At 34.1% G+C, this 17,316-nt stretch carries 19 protein-coding genes; 7 read left to right on the top strand and 12 right to left on the bottom strand.

Annotated features, from left to right (window positions below; all coding sequences use genetic code 11):
* Window positions 1–15 precede the first annotated feature (15 nt).
* Window positions 16–1,302 carry a citrate synthase gene (locus I5M32_RS06510; RefSeq protein WP_200585384.1) on the bottom strand — a complete coding sequence of 429 codons (1,287 nt, stop codon included), beginning with the start codon at window positions 1,300–1,302 and terminating at the stop codon, window positions 16–18.
* A gap of 263 nt (window positions 1,303–1,565) precedes the next feature.
* Between I5M32_RS06510 and I5M32_RS06505 the strand changes: the two genes are divergently transcribed.
* Window positions 1,566–3,038, top strand: a complete 1,473-nt coding sequence (locus I5M32_RS06505; protein WP_200585383.1) for a sensor histidine kinase — start codon at window positions 1,566–1,568, stop codon at window positions 3,036–3,038.
* Here the strand turns inward: I5M32_RS06505 and I5M32_RS06500 are convergent.
* The gene (locus I5M32_RS06500) at window positions 3,035–3,916 is read right to left on the bottom strand and encodes an AraC family transcriptional regulator (RefSeq protein ID WP_200585382.1); all 882 of its coding nucleotides are present in this window, start codon (window positions 3,914–3,916) and stop codon (window positions 3,035–3,037) included. The genes I5M32_RS06505 and I5M32_RS06500 overlap by 4 nt on opposite strands.
* A 156-nt stretch (window positions 3,917–4,072) precedes the next feature.
* Here I5M32_RS06500 and galK point away from each other — a divergent pair, with 156 nt between their 5' ends.
* Together galK and I5M32_RS06490 are read left to right on the top strand one after the other, a co-directional pair.
* Complete coding sequence (gene galK / locus I5M32_RS06495; RefSeq protein ID WP_200585381.1) at window positions 4,073–5,230, top strand: galactokinase; 1,158 nt, start codon at window positions 4,073–4,075, stop codon at window positions 5,228–5,230.
* A 2-nt stretch (window positions 5,231–5,232) separates the two neighbouring features.
* Window positions 5,233–6,276 (top strand): UDP-glucose--hexose-1-phosphate uridylyltransferase, encoded by a 1,044-nt coding sequence (locus I5M32_RS06490; RefSeq protein WP_200585380.1) that lies wholly within the window; start codon window positions 5,233–5,235, stop codon window positions 6,274–6,276.
* Window positions 6,277–6,332: 56 nt separating this feature from the next.
* Here I5M32_RS06490 and I5M32_RS06485 read toward each other — a convergent pair whose 3' ends face one another.
* Together I5M32_RS06485 and I5M32_RS06480 are read right to left on the bottom strand one after the other, a co-directional pair.
* Entirely contained in the window at window positions 6,333–6,788 is a 456-nt protein-coding gene (locus I5M32_RS06485; protein WP_200585379.1) for a DinB family protein, read from the bottom strand.
* Window positions 6,789–7,166, bottom strand: coding sequence for a diacylglycerol kinase family protein (locus tag I5M32_RS06480; protein ID WP_200585378.1), 378 nt, complete (start codon window positions 7,164–7,166; stop codon window positions 6,789–6,791).
* 81 nt (window positions 7,167–7,247) lie between these two features.
* On the opposite strand from I5M32_RS06480, the gene I5M32_RS06475 reads away from it, so the two are divergent.
* Window positions 7,248–8,012: an alpha/beta fold hydrolase gene (locus I5M32_RS06475; RefSeq protein ID WP_200585377.1), complete on the top strand. Its 765-nt coding sequence runs from the start codon at window positions 7,248–7,250 to the stop codon at window positions 8,010–8,012.
* Here I5M32_RS06475 and I5M32_RS06470 read toward each other — a convergent pair.
* The 5 genes from I5M32_RS06470 to panB form a co-directional block, all read right to left on the bottom strand.
* Window positions 8,004–8,708, bottom strand: a complete 705-nt coding sequence (locus tag I5M32_RS06470; RefSeq protein ID WP_200585376.1) for an RluA family pseudouridine synthase — start codon at window positions 8,706–8,708, stop codon at window positions 8,004–8,006. The two genes, I5M32_RS06475 and I5M32_RS06470, sit on opposite strands and share 9 nt — an antisense overlap.
* A 38-nt stretch (window positions 8,709–8,746) precedes the next feature.
* Window positions 8,747–8,926, bottom strand: a complete 180-nt coding sequence (locus I5M32_RS06465; protein ID WP_200585375.1) for a HepT-like ribonuclease domain-containing protein — start codon at window positions 8,924–8,926, stop codon at window positions 8,747–8,749.
* Window positions 8,927–8,943: 17 nt separating this feature from the next.
* Window positions 8,944–9,084, bottom strand: coding sequence for a hypothetical protein (locus I5M32_RS06460; RefSeq protein ID WP_200585374.1), 141 nt, complete (start codon window positions 9,082–9,084; stop codon window positions 8,944–8,946).
* Entirely contained in the window at window positions 9,074–9,376 is a 303-nt protein-coding gene (locus I5M32_RS06455) for a nucleotidyltransferase family protein (protein WP_200585373.1), read from the bottom strand. The genes I5M32_RS06460 and I5M32_RS06455 overlap by 11 nt, the downstream gene beginning before the upstream one ends.
* 92 nt (window positions 9,377–9,468) lie before the next feature.
* A complete protein-coding gene (gene panB / locus I5M32_RS06450; RefSeq protein ID WP_200585372.1) occupies window positions 9,469–10,284 on the bottom strand; it encodes a 3-methyl-2-oxobutanoate hydroxymethyltransferase in 816 nt (271 codons plus the stop codon).
* A gap of 220 nt (window positions 10,285–10,504) precedes the next feature.
* Here panB and carA point away from each other — a divergent pair, with 220 nt between their 5' ends.
* Complete coding sequence (gene carA / locus I5M32_RS06445) at window positions 10,505–11,605, top strand: glutamine-hydrolyzing carbamoyl-phosphate synthase small subunit (protein ID WP_200585371.1); 1,101 nt, start codon at window positions 10,505–10,507, stop codon at window positions 11,603–11,605.
* A gap of 66 nt (window positions 11,606–11,671) precedes the next feature.
* Here carA and I5M32_RS06440 read toward each other — a convergent pair whose 3' ends face one another.
* Complete coding sequence (locus tag I5M32_RS06440) at window positions 11,672–12,322, bottom strand: outer membrane beta-barrel protein (RefSeq protein ID WP_200585370.1); 651 nt, start codon at window positions 12,320–12,322, stop codon at window positions 11,672–11,674.
* 237 nt (window positions 12,323–12,559) lie between these two features.
* Window positions 12,560–13,348: a C40 family peptidase gene (locus tag I5M32_RS06435; RefSeq protein WP_200585369.1), complete on the bottom strand. Its 789-nt coding sequence runs from the start codon at window positions 13,346–13,348 to the stop codon at window positions 12,560–12,562.
* A 122-nt stretch (window positions 13,349–13,470) separates the two neighbouring features.
* Between I5M32_RS06435 and I5M32_RS06430 the strand changes: the two genes are divergently transcribed.
* On the top strand, window positions 13,471–13,935 hold the full coding sequence (locus I5M32_RS06430; RefSeq protein WP_200585368.1) for a universal stress protein: 465 nt from the start codon (window positions 13,471–13,473) through the stop codon (window positions 13,933–13,935).
* Window positions 13,936–14,129: 194 nt separating this feature from the next.
* Entirely contained in the window at window positions 14,130–15,398 is a 1,269-nt protein-coding gene (locus I5M32_RS06425) for an anthranilate synthase component I family protein (protein WP_200585367.1), read from the top strand.
* A gap of 85 nt (window positions 15,399–15,483) precedes the next feature.
* Here I5M32_RS06425 and I5M32_RS06420 read toward each other — a convergent pair whose 3' ends face one another.
* Complete coding sequence (locus I5M32_RS06420) at window positions 15,484–17,013, bottom strand: ammonium transporter (RefSeq protein WP_200585366.1); 1,530 nt, start codon at window positions 17,011–17,013, stop codon at window positions 15,484–15,486.
* Between the last annotated feature and the right edge of the window lie 303 nt (window positions 17,014–17,316).

Raw genomic sequence — 17,316 nt, 5'->3', positions numbered from 1 at the left:
GGACTTTTTCTATCATTATCTTTTTTCTATGGGTACAATATCTCTATCGTTTTCTCCAACATATATTTGACGAGGACGACCGATTGGCTCTTTGTTCTCTCTCATCTCTTTCCATTGGGCAATCCACCCGGGTAAACGGCCAAGGGCAAATAATACGGTAAACATTTCTGTTGGGAAACCCAGTGCCCTATAAATAATGCCCGAGTAAAAATCAACATTTGGATATAATTTCTTATCAACAAAATAAGGGTCGCTTAAAGCCACTTCTTCTAACTTTTTGGCAATACCCAAAACTGGATCGTTGATGCCTAGCTTGGTCAAAATATCATCACAGGCTTTCTTAATTATTTTAGCCCTTGGATCAAAGTTTTTATAAACTCGGTGCCCAAAGCCCATCAATCTAAAAGAATCGTTTTTATCCTTTGCTTTGTTTACCCATTTATCAACATCGCCACCATCATTTTTAATTTTTTCTAGCATTTCTATCACGGCTTGGTTGGCACCACCATGCAATGGCCCCCACAAAGCAGAAATACCTGCAGAAATAGAAGCGTATAGGTTACAATCAGAAGAACCAACGATCCTTACGGTAGATGTAGAGCAATTCTGCTCATGATCTGCATGAAGGATCAATAACTTGTTCATGGCGTTTACAACAACCTCGTCAATTTCAACATCTTCGGTACGCTGCCCAAATGTCATGTGCAGAAAATTGGTAACGTAATCGTATTTATTTTTTGGATAAATTACCGGGTGCCCTAAAGATTTTTTATAGATCCATGAAACGATGGTTGCCATTTTAGCCAGTAATTTGATGATTGTTAGATCAAACTCTTCCTTGGTTTGGTGTGGATCTAAGCACTCTGGATAAAATGAAGACAATGAGCAAATTAAAGAAGAAAGCTGACCCATTGGATGCGATTTTGACGGAAACCCATCAAAAAACTTCTTCATATCTTCATGTACAAGGGTATGCCTGCTTATTTGGTGCTGAAAGTCATCTATTTGGGATTGAGTTGGGAGATTGCCGTAGATCAATAGGTAGGCAACCTCTAAAAAAGTAGATTTTTCTGCCAATTGCTCAATCGAGTAACCTCTATATTTTAAAATGCCCTTTTCCCCATCTAAAAAGGTAATGGCGCTTTTAGTAGCACCGGTATTTTTAAAGCCGCTATCTAACGTAACAAAACCTGTTTGATCTCTTAATTTAGCAATATCAATTGCTTTTTCTCTCTCTGTACCTTCTACAATCGGTAGCGTGTACACATTTCCTTCTAACTTAAGTTCTGCAGTTTCTGACATATAATATTTCGGCTTTTAAATCAAATCTAATTAATTCCGATAAATATAAGCGTTAATTAATAATTAAACAGGTTTTTTAACAAAATTTACAAGTAAAAACAGAAAAATGAAAATAAGTTTACACTTAAATTCAGAATACGCATTACTACATCTAAAATTTTGGTTTTGATGTTAAACGGTTTTAAGCAATTTAATTTGAAACCAATTTATGAAAACTAAAACCGCCTTATTTCCGTAAACAATTTTAATCTATTCGTTATAGCATGAAATTTTTGAAACTGAAAATTATTATCTCTGTGTATGTATGCCTAATTGTGTTAGCGCTATACAACACTTTTCATGTTTATGAAACAAACAAACAAAATGGTAAACAAGGCGTTTTCGCTAAATTAAGCACCATAGCTAGCATCCTTTCTAAACAAATAGATGGCGATGAGCTACAGAAAATCACAAAAGATTTTAATAAAAAAGATCAAATTAAGAACGCAAAACAAGATTCTTCTTATTACCAAATACACCAACAATTAAAAAACATACAAAAATCATCAAAAATTACCAGCCCTATATATACCCTTGTAAGATCTAATGAACCAAACAAGTTTTTATTTGCGGTTACATCCAGTAATAAACCCTATTATTTACATACTTATCACAACCCCCCAAGTGAATTGATCAAGAATTTTGACAAAGGTGGGGATTTAGACGAATACAAAGACGAAAACGGTATTTGGCTTTCTTCTTTTGCACCTATAAAAAACAGATCGGGGCAGGTGGTGGCAGTGGTGCAAATTGATAAAAATTTTAACGAATTTTTAAAAGATGTGAATAACGATTTGATCAACAGCATCTTATTTATAGTTCTTGTATATTCTGTTATTGGTTTCTTTTTATACCTTTTCTTAAAAGATGTGCTTAAAAAAGAAGAAGCATATATCAAAACCCAAAAGAATTATAAAAACGAATTAGAAAAAGAGGTAAAACAAAGAACCAACGAGTTAAATAACGCAAACAGACAACTTGTTAAGGTTAACAGTGAGTTAGAATCTTTCTTTTACAGCACTTCACATGATATTAGAGGGCCTTTATGCAGAATTTTAGGGCTTACTTCTTTGGCCAAGGTTGAGGATGATAAACAAGAAATTGTTGAAATGATAGAGGTAGAATCTCAGAAGATGGACGATATGCTAAAGAAAATGGTTTTGGTAAATAGTATTAGAACAAAAGAAGTTTTAATTGAAGAAGTTGCTGTTTATGATAGAATAAACCACATATTGAAGCAAATAAAATCTAAATATACTAATATCAAACCCGATATTAAAATAAAGATAGCCACACAAGATTTAAAAAAGTTTCATACAGATCTAGAAATCTTTGAATCAATAGTTACTAACATTTTTGATAATTCTTTTAAATTTAGCGACAATATCTCACCAAAGATCATAATTAATTCTTTTGTTGATAAAGACGGTATCTTTTCCCTAACGGTAGAAAATAACGGGCAAAAATTTTCAGAAATAGAAATAAACAATGCCTTTGAGCTATTTAAGAAAGCAAACAAAAAAGGCGATATGGACACCATAAGACTGGGGCTTTACACCATTAAAACCTGTACCGATAAACTAAACGGTGTGGTTAATATCTCTTACAACAATGGTTTAACCATGTTAAAGGTTTTGCTTCCAGACTATTACCTAGACAACTCGATACTTGATTTTTACAAAAAACAATTAAACTAAGTTTTGGCATTCTTAAACTTAAAAGGCGTTATTCCCATTACTTTAGAAAACAACCTAGTAAAATAGTGAATATCTGTTATGCCTACTTTAAAAGCAACTTCTTTAACCAATAAATCTGTAAATCTCAAATAATCGCAGGCTTTTTGGATTTTAATAATATTAAAATAGTTAATTGGCGAAATACCGGTTGCTTTTTTGAAGACCAAAGAAAAATGTGAGCTAGACATGCTTACGCTTTCTGCGATTTCTAATAAGCTTAAACTTTTTTCGCAGTTTTCTTTCATCAGTTGTATGCTGCTGTTGATGATCCCTTGCGTCTTATCTTCCTTCTTCTTTTTGGTATCGGTAACTAAAACTAAAGAAGAAACCAGATTAAGCAAGCACATATTCATAAAGGTTAAATTGGTTCTTCCATAACCTTGCTCTAAATACTGGTAAATTCTGTTAAAGAGTTTGATCCTTTCTTCATTATAGGGCAAATAACCTTTATGGGTATGGTTTAACTTAATGTATAGATCTGCAATCTCCTCCAAAGCATCTCCTTTAAAAAAGAACCAAAAAATACTCCAAGGTTTAACGTCATCTGCATAATAAGAAAAAGCATTTTCAGAAGGGATCAAAAAAAAATCTCCAGGAGAAATATGATATGTTTTGTAATTGATGTTGGCCACGCCATAACCTTTTATGCAGTAGATCAAAATATAATCTTCCCTCCCTTTAAAATCTTCTATAAACTGAAATTTAGCATCGGGGAAAAAACCGGTTTTGGTAAAATAACCGTTCTTTGAAGAAGGATGCTTTGATAGGTACTCTTTAATATCATCCCTGCTTAAATCAATGATCCTTTGTCCCGCAAAACCTTGTTTTTTCTTTGCCATCTAAAACCTGATATTTAAAACTATTAAAATAAATAAAATAGTCTAACATTAAAAGATAATAATACAATTATTACAATTATTTATCACATATATTGCAGCATTAAATAATAAAATCATTTATAAAACCATTATTTTATTAACGCAATTTTTGTATAGATGAAAGATCCTCAAAATCTTGTAAAAGAAGTTTTCAAAAAAACATTTAATGAAGAACCCTTAATCGTTCGCTCACCAGGAAGGGTTAATTTAATTGGCGAACATACCGATTATAATATGGGTTACGTTTTGCCTGCCGCAATAAACAAAGCCGCTTATATTGCCATTACCAAAAGAGACGACGATACAATTTTTATTGTTGCTGCAGATTTAGACGAATCTTACACTACTACGGTTTCTAGCTGCGCTTATTCTGATAAAGGCTGGCCAAATTACGTGGTTTGCATTGTAGAGCAATTATTGAAAATCAATAAAAAAGTGGGTGGTTTTAATGCCGTTATTTCTGGCGATGTACCTTTGGGCGCAGGAATGTCATCTTCGGCAGCGTTAGAATGTGCAACAGCTTTTGCGTTAAACCATATTTATGGTTTAGGTTTAGAAAAGATGCAAATCGTAAAATTAGCACAAAAGGCCGAGAACGAATTTGTTGGCGTTAAATGTGGTATCATGGATCAATTTGCAAGTGTTTTTGGCAAAAAAGGCCATGTGGTAAAACTAGATTGCCGCTCTCTAAAATATGAGTACGTACCATTTGAGCTAGAAGGGATAAAGATCGTTTTATTTGATTCTATGGTAAAACATTCTTTGGCATCGTCAGAATATAATGTGAGAACCAGCCAATGTGGCGAAGGCGTTTCTATCATCCAACAAAAATATCAAGAAGTAACTACCCTAAGGGATGCAACCATAGAAATGGTGCAAGAATGCCTTAAAAACGAAAGTAAAGACATCTATGATCGCTGCAAATATGTAGTGGAAGAAAACAACAGGTTATTAGCTGCTTGTGATGATCTGCAGGATAATAAGATAGAAGATTTTGGCCAGAAAATGTACGAGACACATACCGGTTTAAGCGAATTATATGAAGTAAGCTGCCCCGAACTAGATTTTATCGTAAGCTGTGCAAAAAAGGAAAAAGGGATTTTAGGCGCAAGGATGATGGGCGGTGGATTTGGGGGCTGCGTTATTTCTTTGGTTAGGGAAGAAGAACTAGAAGGTATAGTAAAGAGAATGAAAGAAGCTTATTACAACAAAATGAACATTGGCATGAATGTTTACATCACACAAATTGAAGAAGGCACACACTTAGTAAAATAAGCATGGAATTTAGTTTTGAAGAGCATCCGCACAAGCGATTAAATATTTTAACAGGTGATTGGATCCTGGTCTCGCCGCATCGTACAAAAAGACCATGGCAAGGCAAGGTTGAAGCTCATGCAATTACCACAAGGCCCAGTTACGATCCCAACTGTTATTTATGCCCTGGAAATAAACGGTCTGATGGTTCAATCAATCCGGATTATAAGGCCCCATTTGCCTTTACCAATGATTTTTCATCATTATTGAAAGATACACCAGATGGCATAGTTAACGTAAAAGGATTATTGCAGGCCAAAAGTGAAAAAGGGATATGTAGGGTAATTTGCTTTTCTCCACGTCATGATTTAACGTTACCACAGATGGATGTAACTGATATTGTTGATGTTATTAATCTATGGAAAACAGAGTTTCAAGAATTAGCTAAAAACGATTGGATGAGATATATCCAAATTTTTGAAAACAAAGGCGACATTATGGGATGTAGTAACCCTCATCCGCATGGGCAAATTTGGGCACAAAGCAGCGTTCCGGTAGAACCAGAAAAAGAGCAAATCCAATTTCAGAAATATTTTAAAGAGAATAACCGAAGTATTTTATCTGATTATTTAGCAGAAGAAGAAAAATCTAAAGAAAGATTGGTTTGCGAGAACGCACATTTTGTAGCTTTAGTGCCATTTTGGGCAGTTTGGCCTTATGAATGTATCTTGATAAGCAAAAGACAGGTGCAATATACGCATCAGTTTAACGAGGAAGAAACACTGGCCCTAGCAGAAATACTTAAAAAGCTCACCATTAAATACGATAATCTTTTCGAGACCTCTTTTCCTTATTCTTCAGGCATTCATCAAGCACCTGTAAACAATGGCGAAAATCCAGGATGGCATTGGCACATGCACTTTTACCCACCTCTTTTACGGTCGGCAACGGTTAAAAAGTTTATGGTAGGTTATGAGATGATGGCCAATCCTCAAAGGGATATAACGGCAGAACAGGCAGCTAAAAAGCTAAGGGAATTGTCAGATGTGCATTATTTATCGAAATAATTAATTACTGATATTTTTTTTAAATGGCCTAAGATCATAATCTTGGGCCATATATTTTAAACCAATTTTTTCATCGCCATTATAACACCAAGGTGCAAACCATCATGCCAAAGCAAAAAATTGATGCTCTCTTCTATGCTTTTTAGCGCAACATCTGTTCTGGTTGTCCAAGAAATGTATTTCTCAAACAAACCCTCGTTGTAATCTTTTTCTAAAACATCTATTGAGCTAATTAATAGCTCTTTAACATTTTCTATTTGATGGCTATTTACAAACGGCTGAGGCAATGTGCCGTTTTTGTAATTGTTATAAATCATTTCATCAACCCTTAATTGATGCCCAGACCTTACATAACAAACACCTTGGTGGGTAGCGATCAAATGTGTGATGTTCCAGATGATGTTATTATTAAAACCTTGTGGAATTTGGTTCAGCTGATCCGTGGAAAGGTCTTTTATATAATCTAACAAGAAAAGCCTGGTCTTCTTGTAAATTTCAAACTGTTTTTTCATTTATAATATTTGGGTTAATTTAGGGAGAAAGATGATAACACCGATAATTACCGCAATAATAGTGCTGGTAAATACCGCTGCGGCGGCTAAATCTTTAATTATTTTTATGTTGATGTTTTTATTTGGCGATACAAAATCAGCTAATTTTTCAATTGCGGTATTCAATATTTCTGTAACGATGACCAACCCAATTGCAAAAAATATAGAGACCCATTCTAGTAGATTGATTTGAAAAAAGAACCCACAACTAACTACTAAAATTGTGAAAAACAAATGTACCCTTGCATTATGTTCTTCTTTAAAAAGATATTTATAGCCTTCAAAAGCATATTTAAAACTTTTTATTCTTTGTGTGATAGAAAATTTTTGTGGTTCCATAAAATTAAAACTCTAATATACACTTTGCTAAATTATATCATTTGAAATTTTATTTGGATTGATTTTAGCTAAATAAATTATATGCAAGAGCTTGATCATACCAACGGAAACTATATTGAAAATAAAACTGCCAAAATCTATTTTGAGGAAACAGGTAACCCCCAAAATACCCCCCTCCTATTAACACACGGCGCATTTGGGAATTTAGAAGATTTTAACCTCATTGTTTCTAAACTTATAAAGGATTTCAGGGTTATCGCTATCGATAGCCGCGGGCATGGGAAATCTACTTTAGGTGATAAAGAACTGAGTTATGAATTGTTGCAAAGTGATGTAGAAGCCGTTTTAAATCATTTACAATTAGCTGAAATAGATATGATCGGGATTAGCGATGGTGGGATAATTGGCTACCGGCTAGCTTGTTACAGTAACATTAAAATCAATAAACTAATTACCATTAGCTCAAGATGGGATTATGGTAATGTGTTGGCAACCAAAGAATTGCTAAAAAACGAAGACGCAGATTATCGCAGAAAAAATAATCCTGAGCCTTACCATCAATATCAAAAATTAAACCCAGAACCAAATTTTGATCTGTTGACAGAACAGTTGCACAAAATGTGGTTTAAAAAAGAAAGTTATCCCGCAGGGGATGTTAAAAATATCAAATCAGAAACTTTGATTATTAAGGGAGATAAGGATAAAGTAATACAAAGAAGTTTTGTTTTTGATGTTGCCGAGTTTATCCCAAATTCTAATTTAATGGTTGTTCCGTTTGCTAAACATTTGGTTTATAAAGAAGAACCAGAAATTCTGATGAAAGCAATTAATGAGTTTTTAGCTTAAAAAACCTTCAAATTTCTCCCAAAAACCATCTTTTGGTAATGGCGCAAAAATCTCTACTTTTTCTTTCTTAACAGGATGAATAAATTTTAGTCGGAGTGCATGTAAACTGATGCTTTTTTTCCTACTCCCACGAGGATAGCCATATTTATTATCGCCAACAATTGGGCTTCCCAAAGTAGCCAACTGTACCCTAATTTGGTGCGGCCGACCAGTGATGGGGTCAACCTCGATCAAATAATATTCGTTTAAAAAACCTAAAACCTTAAAATTCAGCTCGGCCCTTTGGCTTCCCTTAATTTCTGTGTTATAAGCGGTTGTAATATTTTTTTTTGGGTTTTTTACCAACCAATGCTCTAAAGTTCCTTGCATTTTTGCGGGTTCTTTCCTTACTACAGCCCAGTATGTTTTGTGCATATCACGCTCTTTAAACATTTTGTTTATCCTTTCTAAGGCTTTAGAAGTCTTGGCAAATAAGATTACCCCGCTAACAGGCCTGTCCAAACGGTGTACCACTCCTAAAAAAGCACCATTTGGCTTATTATATTTCTCGGCAATGTAAGTCTTTACCATTTCATCCAAAGATGGGTCTCCAGTTTCATCGCTTTGCACAATCCAGCCTGCTTTTTTATAAACCGCAATCAAGTGGTTATCCTCAAAAAGAATATCTTGATCGGTTATTTTATAGAAATCTTCCATTAATTGATTTAGATATGAGATTTTAGAAAGTTAAACAGCTATTCATTTAATAAATTCTGCACTTCTATTTTTAAAACAGGAAGATGTCTAAAGACAATTCCCCAAATAGTTTCATCAGATACCGTATCGTAACCATGAATAACCCTATTCCTTAAATCAACTAATTTTCTAGAACTAGAAATTGAAAGTGTATCGTCTTTTCTTAGAATTCTACTCATTGCTTCCCCTATAATTTCTAATTTCGTTCAGTTGCTCTTTTTGTGCGAATGTCATTTTGATAATTTATAAAATCTTTAGTTTGATTTAAAAAGAAACCTTCAATTTCAATAATAGCATTCAAAATATCATATAACCAAGCTTTAATCTCAATGTCCATAAATTAATTGTTTAAGCTGATTAACATTTTGTTTAAAAAATGGGTTTTTAATTGCCTTTTCTTCAAGCAAATCAATAGATCTATTTAATATATCCTGAAGAGCAAATTTAAAATCAAAATAATTATCAGCATACTCCTCAACTTCCATAGAATTGAAATCAACAATTAAATCAACATCGCTTTTAGAATTAAAATTATCAGTTAAAACGGAGCCAAATGCATATAAAGATTTCACTTTGTATTGATTACAAAGTTTTTTAATCTCTAAATTATACTTTTCTAAGATTTCCATGATTTGTACTAATTTATCAATTAAAACAATAAAAAAATTATGCAAATACTAGTGGACCAATGACTAATGAATTATTTCAACTAAACAACTAACTAATACTGCTCTTTCTCATTAGGGAAACCGCCTGCTTTTACATCTTTAACATAAGATTGCACCGCACCGTTAATTTGATTGTACAAATCTAAATATTGGCGTAAAAACCTCGGAGTAAATCCTTTAGTTAAACCAATCATATCGTTTACCACCAAAACCTGTCCATTGCAGTATTGCCCTGCCCCTATTCCAATTGTTGGGATTTGGATACTCTCACTCACTTCCTTTGCCAAAAGTGCAGGTATTTTCTCTAACACCACAGAAAAACAGCCTGCTGCCTCTATTCTTTTAATATCTGTTTTAAGTTTCTCTGCTTCAGCTTCTTCTTTAGCCCTAACGGTATAGGTGCCAAATTTATAGATAGATTGTGGCGTTAAACCTAAATGCCCCATAACAGGTATTCCAGCTGCTACGATCCTTTCTATAGATTCCGCTATTTCAATCCCACCTTCTAATTTAACACCATGCGCTCCAGATTCTTTCATAATGCGAATTGCAGAATTTAGGGCTTCTTTAGAGTTACCCTGATAAGAACCAAAAGGTAGATCTACAATTACCAAAGCTCTTGTAGTACCACGTATAACAGATGCAGCATGATAAATCATCTGATCTAAAGTAATAGGTAAGGTGGTTTCATGCCCAGCCATAACCATAGAGGCAGAATCGCCAACTAAAATTATATCTACGCCACCTTCGTCAACCACTTTTGCCATAGAATAATCATAGGCAGTGAGCATAGCTATTTTCTCTCCCCTATTTTTCATCTCTTGCAAAATATGGGTGGTAACTCTTTTTACTTCTTTATGAACAGACATTTAAAATGGTTTAAGTTTGTTTCTGTTTTGATTTCAAAGTTAGAAAAATGATTCCGATTTAAAATTGAAATAATACTTAGGCTATTCGGCAAAAAAACATAAATTTGCATCCCGAGATGAGTATTGAACATTTCTTGTTTTCTTCAAACATTCACGGGAATATAAAACTCCCCCTTTCCTACTTCTTTTTTAAAAACCAAAAATTTAATCTTTACAAAGCATGAACGCAAATTACACCAAATTACCGGCGATACTTCTTTTAGCAGACGGCACTATTTTTTATGGCAAAGCAGCCGGAAAAATTGGCACCACAACCGGGGAAATTTGTTTTAATACCGGCATGACGGGCTATCAAGAGGTTTTTACCGATCCTTCTTATTTTGGACAGATCATGGTAACAACCAATACACATATTGGTAATTATGGCATTAGTGATGTAGAAACAGAATCTGAAAATATTAAAATTGCAGGTTTGGTTTGTAAAAACTTTAATATTCCATTTAGTAGAAAACAAGCAGACCAATCTTTGCAAGATTACTTTCAGGATGAAAACATAGTTGGGATCTCTGATGTTGATACCAGAGAAATTGTAAGACATATTAGGGATAAAGGTGCAATGAACGCAATTATCTCTTCAGAAATTTTAGATGTTGAGGAGCTAAAGAAAAAATTGGCCGAAGTACCTTCTATGGATGGTTTAGAACTTTCTTCGCAGGTAAGTACTACAAAACCATACTATATTGGTGATGAAAAAGCAGATTTAAAAGTTGCAGTTTTAGATTTAGGGGTTAAAAAAAATATATTAAGGAATTTCTCTGAAAGAGGCGTTTATGCTAAGGTTTTCCCTGCTAAAACCACTTTTGAGGAAATGGAGAAATGGCAACCAAACGGTTATTTTATTTCTAACGGTCCCGGCGATCCGGCAGCAATGCCTTATGCTATTGATACCGTGAAAGATATTTTAGCTGCCGATAAACCGATGTTCGGTATTTGTTTAGGTCATCAGTTATTGGCACAAGCAAATGATGTTGGTACCATGAAGATGTTTAACGGCCATCGTGGTTTAAATCATCCTGTTAAAAATATTATTAAAGACCATTGCGAAGTAACTTCACAAAATCATGGTTTTGGCGTAATTGCAGATGAAGTTTTAAAATCTGACAAGGTAGAAGTAACCCACATTAATTTGAACGATAAATCAATAGAAGGAATTAGGGTAAAGGGAAAGAAAGCTTTCTCTGTACAATATCATCCAGAATCTTCTCCGGGCCCACACGATAGTAGATATCTATTCGATGATTTTGTGGCGATGTTGAGATAAGACCAGGATGATTTGAATCATAAAAAAAGAGGCGAAAGCCTCTTTTCTGTTTTAAAATATATTTTCTTAAAATGCGTAACCTACGGTAAAAGACAATACCCTGTTATTTTGTTCGGTTTTTGTTGAACTTGTAGAGGTTGGAGTTAAATTGGTTAAACCTAACCCGTAACCCGCCCCAAAATTAAGGCCCGAGTTTAATTGATAACCAGCCAAGAAGTTAAAACCGAAATCTAATGCCTTTAAATTATCAGAATTAGAATTACCAAATTTCAAATCATCTTTGGTAGTTGCGTTGCCAATAGTGGTTTTTCTTTGCCCCGCAACGTTAAACCCTGCATAAGGGCCCGCACCTAAATAAAACCTACCTAAACCTGCAGGTAAATTGGCCAACAGATTAACCGGGATTTCTATTGCCAATACATTATCTTCTACCTGATTGTTCCCATTCTCATAATACTTTGCCCCTTTGCCCTGTAAAGAAATACCGGGTTGTATAGAAAAATATCTCGACATGGGAACATCTGCATATCCCGTAAGGTTAAAGTTTGTGGTTGTTTTAGTTTCTGATGATGTATTGGCATCATTGTTCACATACTTGTATTTGGGAAGATTAACCCCACCCTTTAATCCAAAAGTGGTTCTTGATGATGTTGTTGTTTGAGCGAACGTAGAACCTGCAAATACCATTGCGGCTGCTACTAACATTATTTTTTTCATGTTCATTTCATTTTAATTGTTCGGGATGCACCCTCCAATGAACAGACCAAAATAAATCAATAAAAAAACAATTGGTTTAAGACCTTATTATCTAGCGGTTTATGAAAGCTTATTTTAAGTTGATAAAAATTGAACAGTTTTTTATCTTTTGTACTGTTATTGATACAAAAACACAATTCAAATCATGTTTTACCAAGGTTAAGTTCTTTTTTTACAATATATGCTCGTAAAAAAGTATTAAACAAACCTTTTAATGATCCTTAATTTATGGGTATATCTATTCTTCTCTAAATGATAGATCCCTTGGTTATCTATCCTATCTATTCTCACTTTGCCAGATGAATGTATGATCTGACTGTTATTGAGCATAATGCCTACATGGATAATCTTACCCTCCTCATTATCAAAAAAAGCAAGATCACCGGCTTTAGCTTCTGTTAAAAAATCGACAGTTTTACCCATTTCTGCTTGTTGCCACGCATCCCTTAATAATTGTATTCCCAACATTTTAAAAACCACTTGCGAAAATCCCGAACAATCTATCCCGCTATGCGTTTTACCCCCCCATAGATAAGGACTGCTCAAAAATATTTTAGCGGTCTCTTGTACATCTGCTTCAAAATCGTCTTTGTTTGGCAAAAACACATTTCCTGTTGTAACCTGATAAATATCGTTCCCTATTTTGCATTTTCCGTTATCATAAAATGGCAGGGTGCTGCCTGCAGGTATATAAAGCGGTTCTTTTAGGTTTCCTTTCAATATCATGGTATAAGGTGCGCTAGTTAAAAATTTGTTTTCTAAGTTTCTATTATCCACCTGCAAATCATCGGCGAAAGCCATCTGATTTTCATTGATATAACCTTGGTAGCCATCATCAGAAACCTCAATTTTTAACCAACTGTTTTCTTGTTCCAAAACCCGAAAGACATCCCCAAATATCAATTGAGAAATCATTTCTGATCGATGTGAAGGATTTGCCCTTAATGGTATAACCGATAGGTTACAAACCCCCGTATTGTGTTTCATAAACATTGCTAGGATAATTTTAATATGCCTCTAAACCTTAAACCATATAAATAAAAAACTTGTAATCAAATTTTGTTTTGATGGTCTGAATTTTGTGTAAATTAACATAAATGATTAATAAGATGGAAAATTTAAGCTCATTTGAAAAAATATTGATAGCCGTTGATGATTCTGAACCTTCTTATAAGGCGGCAGCTTACGGTTTTGCTTTAGCCAAAAAGCTACATGCCGAAGTGGCTTTGATACACATTAGCGAAATGCCTGTGGTGATGAATGTTACCGGTGATCCCATTTTAGGCAACCCAGCGGTTATTATGCCAAATGTGATGGATGTACAGCAAGATGCCGCTGCAAAACTGCTCGAAAACATGGTTTTAAAATTTGGCGAAGGATTGATAGTAAAGGAATTTATCTTGATGGGCAATATAACCCATGAGATTATTGACATTGCAAAAAAATATGAAGCCTCATTGATCATTTTGGGTACTCATGGACGAACTGGTTTTGATCATTTTTTATCGGGATCGGTGGCAGAAAATGTAACCCGCCACGCAAAATGCCCCGTACTTATTGTACCCAATAAATAATTTTCTTGAAGTTTAAATACCTAGAGGTTGTCTCAAAATAGATGAGATTCCGTTAGCCAGCTGGCTAATCGGAATCTCATCAAAATAAGTTCCCAATTAGCATTTTAACCTTAAAATGGGATGCTGAAATAAATTCAGCATGACAAATTTTATTTTTGAGACACCCTCTTTAATTATTATTTTTGTTTGCTCTTATGCAAACAAACCCATCAAACATTTCAGAGTTTAAAATTAAAGCACTTTCTTATGCCAATACTTTTGATGTTTGCTGCTTCTTAGACTCTAACAATTATGCTGATCCTTATTCTAATTTTGATGCAATAATTGCTTTTGGCTGCGCCGATAAAACAGAAAGCGATGAAATAGCCAACTCTTTTGAAAAGTTAAAACAATTTAGAGAAAAAAATGATAACTGGATTTTTGGGGGGTTTAGCTACGATCTAAAAAACCAAACAGAAGATTTGAGTTCTAACAACCCAGATTTCATCAAATTCCCCGATTTATTCTTCTTTGCTCCCCTGCACCTCATCATCATTAAAAATGATAAAATAGAGATTAAAAGTAATCATGCTGATAGTGTATTAAAAATGATCAATGAAACCGAAATATCTGATGGGCGCAGCAATAAAAACATTAACATAAGAGCAAGGCTTGATAAAAAAGCATACCTAAACAATATTAATAAAATAAAAAACGAAATAAGCTTAGGCAATATCTATGAGACTAATTTTTGTATGGAGTTTTATGCCGATGATTGCGATATTTCTACATTAGGGATTTTTAGAAAACTAAATGAAAAATCGCCCACGCCTTTTGCCAATTATTTTAAATGGTACGATAAATATATTATTTCTGCAACACCAGAACGCTTTTTAGCTAGAAGGGGAAATAAAATCATCTCTCAACCAATCAAAGGTACCGCCAAAAGGAGTGGAAATATTTTAGAAGATATAGAAATAAAAAACCGGCTTTTTAAGCACCCAAAAGAAAGGCAAGAAAATGTAATGATCGTAGATCTGGTACGTAATGATCTAACAAAATTTGCTAAAAAAGGAACTGTAAAAGTAGAGGAGCTTTTTGGTGTTTACAGTTTTAAACAAGTGCATCAAATGGTTTCTACAGTAATCTGCGAGATTGAAGAAAAAATCAATAATATCGATATTATAAAAAGTTGTTTCCCAATGGGCAGTATGACGGGCGCACCAAAAATTAAAGCGATGCAATTGATGGAACATTATGAAAACAGAAAAAGAGGGATGTATTCTGGAGCCGTTGGTTATTTTTCTGATAACGATGATTTCGATTTCAATGTGATCATACGCACTATCCTTTATAATGCTTCTGAAAAATATTTATCATTTCATGTTGGGAGCGCCATAACCTACCATGCCGAAGCTAACCAAGAATACGAAGAATGTTTATTAAAAACGCGAGCCATTTTAGAAGTATTGGCTAATAAATGATATACCACTGCATAAAAAAAAGACCTGAGGAAATTCCTCAAGTCTTTTAAAAATTCAAAGTGAAATTATTTAATATTTAATGAGCTTAATCTACGTAACCCAACACTCCGGTTTCTGGAATATCTAGACCTTCAATTTCATCAATTTCTTTACTTCTTAAAGGAACAATTTTGTTCAATAATTTAAAGAAAACATACATCACGATAAATACAAAAACTATACAAGTAACCGTTCCGATCAATTGAGCAACTAATTGGCTAGAATCTCCATAAAACAAACCTGTAACATTTCCTTTAACGCCGTTCCATCCATCACCGTAAGTTCCATCGGCAAATAAACCTAATGAAATTACGCCCCATGCACCATTAACTCCGTGAACAGCAAACGCACCTACTGGATCATCGATTTTTAATTTATGATCCATAATATAAATAGCTGCAATAACTAAAAGACCTGCAACTACTCCTATAATAACTGCAGAAAGAGAAGTGATAAAAGCACATGGTGCGGTTACGGCAACCAATCCTGCCAACATACCATTGGCGATCATACCTGGGTCTGCTTTTTGTCCTTTAATATACATATAAAACAATGCAGCTAAAGCACCTGCACCGCCAGCCAACATTGTATTTGTTGCAATAACACCAATTCTAAGATCGCTACCAGCCAATGTAGATCCGGCGTTAAAACCAAACCATCCAAAAGCTAAAATAAAGGTACCAACCATTGCCATTGGGATATTATGTCCCGGAATAGTTTTTACTTCGCCATTTTTACCAAATTTACCATAACGAGGACCAATTACGATTGCACCGGCCAAGGCAGCAACACCACCAACCATGTGTACAACAGAAGATCCAGCAAAATCTACATGGCCATGACCAAAACCAAAGTTAGCACCTAGTTGAGATAGCCATCCGCCGCCCCAAACCCAGTTACCATACAATGGATAAACGATCATAGAGATAAAGAACCCGTAGATGATAAAAGACTTTAAGGTCCATCTTTCTGCCATAGATCCAGTTGGGATGGTTGCTGTAGTATCCATAAACACCATTTGGAAAAGGAAAAGTGTGTAAATACCTACATCATAATACTTGCTGCTCAAGAAAAAACCTGCTTTTCCCCAAATTCCAAAATCATGACCAAATAGATGAACCACATATTCTGAAGGAATAACGCCTGCAGACCCTCCTAAAGATCCAAGGTTAAATCCTCCGCCAAACATGATCGCAAAACCACAGATCCAAAACCCGATCATACCTATTGCGTAGATAAGGAAATTCATGGTCATGGTGTGTGCAACATTTTTCTTTTGTGTGAAACCTGTTTCTACCATTGCAAAACCTGCCTGCATAAACATAACCAAGAAACCAGCAATTAAGGTCCACATAATGTTAATGGCAATTTTATTGTGTCCGGCTTGCTCTCCAACTTCAGTTAGCGTAGGTTGGCCACTAGTTGCGGCGGCAACATCGTTGATTGTTCCTGTTTTAGCACCCGTTGGGTCTTGCGCAAAAGAGAAATCTGGCAGAAAAACTACCATTACAACAATTATTATAGCAAATATTGCCAATAATGTTGTTTTGTTTCTGAATTTTAGTGTTTTTTTCATTTACTTTTAATGTTTAGGGTATTTTTTTTAATCATTTAATAAATTATTGTGATAAAATTAATAAATAATTGAAATTAAAATGTTTTTTGAATAAAAAATATCAATAAAATCATAAAATTTGTAAAATTTTCATTTTTATCAATAAAAATTAGAGTTTAATTAAAAATAAATAATAAAATATTATAAAAATTAGACGAATTATATTTTTTAAGGGGTAATTTTTTAACAAAAATTTTTAATATTACTATTTTGGGTATAAAAAAAAGGAGATTTCAGTCAAGAAATCTCCTTTTTATATGATAT

Origin of the sequence: Pedobacter segetis (genome assembly GCF_016623585.1) — a bacterium.
Taxonomy (GTDB): Bacteria; Bacteroidota; Bacteroidia; order Sphingobacteriales; family Sphingobacteriaceae; genus Pseudopedobacter; species Pseudopedobacter segetis.
Note: the sequence above shows the minus strand (reverse complement) of the source record. Positions and strands in the feature narration are given on the sequence as shown.